General features: G+C 71.1%; 3 protein-coding genes. 1 reads left to right on the plus strand and 2 read right to left on the minus strand.

The features are described 5' to 3' along the window. The first annotated feature begins 66 nt into the window (after window positions 1–66). On the plus strand, window positions 67–981 hold the full coding sequence (locus tag RMO85_RS16690) for an LCP family protein (RefSeq protein WP_310529846.1): 915 nt from the start codon (window positions 67–69) through the stop codon (window positions 979–981). A gap of 7 nt (window positions 982–988) precedes the next feature. Here the strand turns inward: RMO85_RS16690 and RMO85_RS16695 are convergent, their stop codons facing one another. Both RMO85_RS16695 and RMO85_RS16700 read right to left on the minus strand, forming a co-directional pair. Then, window positions 989–1,633: a response regulator transcription factor gene (locus RMO85_RS16695; protein ID WP_310529847.1), complete on the minus strand. Its 645-nt coding sequence runs from the start codon at window positions 1,631–1,633 to the stop codon at window positions 989–991. 3 nt (window positions 1,634–1,636) lie between these two features. Continuing rightward, a partial coding sequence (locus RMO85_RS16700) for a sensor histidine kinase (protein ID WP_310529848.1) occupies window positions 1,637–3,918 on the minus strand: 2,282 nt, incomplete at its 5' end.

The following is a 3,918-nucleotide window of genomic DNA, read 5'->3' on the forward strand; positions in this document are numbered from 1 at the left end:
GTGGTTGGTCTTCGGCTACGACGTGGCGCTGGACGACGGCGCCTCGGTGTCGGCGGAGGTGTCCCCGTGAGCCGGGTCAGGCTTGCCCGCCTGGGGCGCTGGGTCGTTCTGCTGACAGCGGTCGCGCTCGTCATACCCACACCAGCGGTGCAGCCCGCGTCCATCAGCCTGACCACCGTCGAGACCGCGAGGGCGGTCGACTGGGGCGACGACGTGCTCTGGGTCCTGGTCCTCGGGTCGGACGCGCGATCCGGCACCCCGGTCACGAGCGGACGCACGGACGCGATCCAGCTGGTCGGGTTCAACTGGCGCCGCAGGAGCGCGGTGAGCATCGGCATCCCGCGGGATTCCTGGGTCGAGCTTCCTGGGCTCGGCTTCGAGCGGATCAACGCCGCGCTGGCGGATGGCGGGACCGAGGTCGCGGCGCGGGCTGTCGGCGACCTGGTCGGGATCACACCCGATCTGGTGCTGGTCACCGGCTTCACGGGATTCGTGGACATGATCGAGGCGGTCGGTCCGATCCACGTGGAGTCTCCGGTCGCCTTTCCCGACAACGTGCACGACCTCGTCGTACGACGGGGGGCCAACCGGTTCGATGCTGGTGAGGCCTTGTCGTTCGCCCGGATCCGGCGGGGCCTGGTCGGCGACGACCTGGCTCGTTCGGCCAACCACCAGCGACTGATGCTGGGTGTCCTCGACCAGCTGCGCGCGCACGAGGACCGCGCGGGGTTCATGGAGGCCGCCACGCTCGCCGCGATCGGTGGCCTCGAGACCGACCTGAGCCCGGTCGAGCTGTACCGCTTCGCCCAGGCCGTGACGGGCATCGACCCCTCTCGCACGCGAGCGTGCGTGATCGGCGGCGAGCCGTTCACCAGCGAGGCCGGGGCGAGCGTCCTCCTCCCGGACACGGACCAGGCCACAGCGCTGGGGGACGACGCCGAGGACGACGCCATACTCCAGGGCGGTTGCCGGTCCCGCTGACCCCTCGTCAGCCAAGGCCGGCGTCGCGGGCCATCACGATGGCCTGGGCACGGTGCGCGACCTGCAGCTTGGCGAAGATGTTGCTGGCGTGGTTGCGCACCGTCTTGACCGACAGGCTCAGCTGACGCGCGATCTCGGCATTCTCCTTGCCCTCGGCGATCAGGCCAAGGACCACCCGCTCCCGGTCGGTCAGCTCGGGGAACGCCTCCACCGCCGGCCGCGCGCGCACCGACCGGAAGTAGGTCATCACCCGGTCGGCGATACCGGGACCGAAGATCACCTCACCCGCCCCCACCGCCTCGATCGAACGCACGATCTCCTGCCGCCGGGCTCCCTTGAGCAGATAGCCACGCGCCCCCGCCCGCACCGCCGCGAACACGGACTCCTCATCCTCCATCATCGTCAGCACCAGCACGCTGATGTGTGGAGACGACTGCACGATCCGGGCGGTCGCCTCCACTCCGTTCAGACGGGGCATGTGCAGGTCCATCAGGACCAGGTCGGGCTGCAGGTCGAGGGCCAGCGTGACCGCAGCCATGCCGTCGGCCGCATGCCCGACGACCTCGATCGTGGTCGTCGACGCGAGCAGTGCCTCGACACCGTGTCGGAAGTCTTCGTGGTCGTCCGCCACCAGCACCCGGATTCGTTCCACGGATCAATCCTCGCTCTCGTCGGGTATCGGTAGCACCACGTCGACGATCGTTCCCGATCCGGGCAGCGAGGTCACGACGCAGGTTCCACCAAGCTCCTGGGCACGTTCGCGCATCGAGAACAGGCCTACACCCGCGAGATGATGCTCGGCCAGCCCCGAGCCGGAATCGGCGATCTGCACGAGCAGTGCATGCATGTCCCGGCGGAGCGTCACGACGCACGTCTGGGCCCCGCTGTGCCGGAGCGCGTTGTTCGCTCCTTCGAGCGAGATTCTGTACGCCGCCACCTCGACCGCGGCCGGCAACGGCTCCACATCGTCCGCGGCGTCGATCGTGATCGTCATCCGCGGCATCGATGTCACTGAGCCCGTCGACAGGCTCAGCGCTTCGGCGCGCTGTCGCAACGCGGACACCAGGCCGAGCTGGTCGAGGGCAGGCGGGCGCAACCCGTCGACCAGTCGCCGAACCTCCGCGATCTCCTCCCGCGCCTGCTCCGACAGCCGACCCACGAGGTCGGCGGCCTCCTGCGGGTTCACCGCGATCAGGTCCTGGGCCGTCTCGAGGCGCATGGCCAGACTGGCCAGCGCGGGGCCCAGCCCGTCGTGCAGGTCGCGGCGCAAGCGGCGACGCTCCTCCTCGCGCGCGGCCACGAGGTGCTGGCGAGATCGCTGGAGCTCGCGGTTGATGACCACTGCCTGGACCAGGGCACCGACCTGGCTGCCGACATCCTCCAGCAGGCGTCTGTCCCCCGGCCCGAAGGGGTCGCGACTGGGCTCCATCTCCAGGCGCAGCGACCCCAGCGTCGCGCCGCCCACTGCCAGGTCGACGTCGACGGGCACCCCCACGGACAGGCCGGTGGACGTCACGACCCCAGGAGACGACTCGGTCGCAAAGACCTCGATCGCGGCATACGTCAGGCGAAGGCGGCGGGCGAGCAGGGTCAACATCTCCTGCAGCGCGTCCTCGGGCGCCGTCATCGGGTCGAGCCGTCGCAGGTCCGACACCACGCGGCGCGGCAGCTCGCGGTCCCCGTACACCAGCCTGCGGGCACCTCGTTCGAGACCGAGCGCCACCGGCAGGAGCACCAGTGCCACCAGCCCGCCGGCGAGCATGGACTCCGCCGCGATGTCGGAGGCGAAGTCGACGGCGCGAACCAGCGAGATGAAGGCAGAGCCCACCAACGCCGCCACGGCCGCCTGCACCGCCACCCGCCGGACGGTGGGCTCGATCGTGTCGAGCCGGTAGCGCCCGATCGCGACCGTGGCGCACCCGACCACCGCAGGCGCGAGGATGAGCGAGAGCACGGACCAGGGGACGAGCGGGTCTCCCGTGAGCCATTGCGGGACCTGGCCGAGCAGCAGCCTCGCCGCCAGCCCCCCGCCGACGCCGATGAGGGCGAGCCGCGTGGCCATCAGGTCGTCGCGTTGCCGCGCCCGGGAGTAGGCCCACCCCGTCGCCACCACCATGGCGGGGACGCTGACGAGCAAGGCGGGTCCCAGGACGGTGGCCCACGTCTGCCATGCCTGCGGCCCTCCGTCGAGCAGTCGTTCTCGACCGTGCAGCAGCCATATCGCCCAGCCGGCCGCCGGCACGAGGAAGGGCACGACGACGGCCCAGGGACGCCGCCGCAGCCACTTCGGCGTGTCCGCCACCGTGAGGGCCGCAACGACTGCGCAGCCGACGCCGAACGCTGCCAGGGCCTCCCCGCCGAGGTGGGGCCAGAGCCCCCGCGATCCAGCGAGGTCAATCGCCCCGAGCCCGAACGGATACGCCGTCAGTGCCGCCGGGCCGAGGGACGAGGCGGCCATGAAGGCCCGCGAGGCAGCAGCAGCGGGCCGCAGCCAGAAGGCGAAGGAACCGGCGGCCAACAGCAGTGCCACGAACGTCACCGCACCCGGGTTCGCCCAGATCGCCGAGGTCACCGGATAGCGGATCAGTGGCACGGAGATCTTGAGCGTCAAGGCGATCGATCCGGTGCCCGTCCGATCCACCAGGTAGGCCACGACCTCGCCCGCACGACGATCCGGCGCGTCCCCCGACCGAACCCAGTCCCCGGGACTGCGCCCGTCGATCTCGCGGACCACGTCACCCACCTGCAGGGGCGTGTCGCCGTAGGTCCGAGCGACGACCAGGGTGTCGCCCCACCGCTCTTCCCCGATCCCGCCCAGGGACGAGGAGAGGGTCGTGCCATCCGCCGGCCCGGCCAACAGCGCCGTCGCGGTCCAGGCGATCGGGATCACCCAGGCGACGGCGAGCACGAGCAGTCTGCGGGTGTGCGACATCGTGC

The sequence above is a fragment of the Nocardioides sp. genome (assembly GCF_031422975.1).
Classification (GTDB): domain Bacteria; phylum Actinomycetota; class Actinomycetes; order Propionibacteriales; family Nocardioidaceae; genus Nocardioides.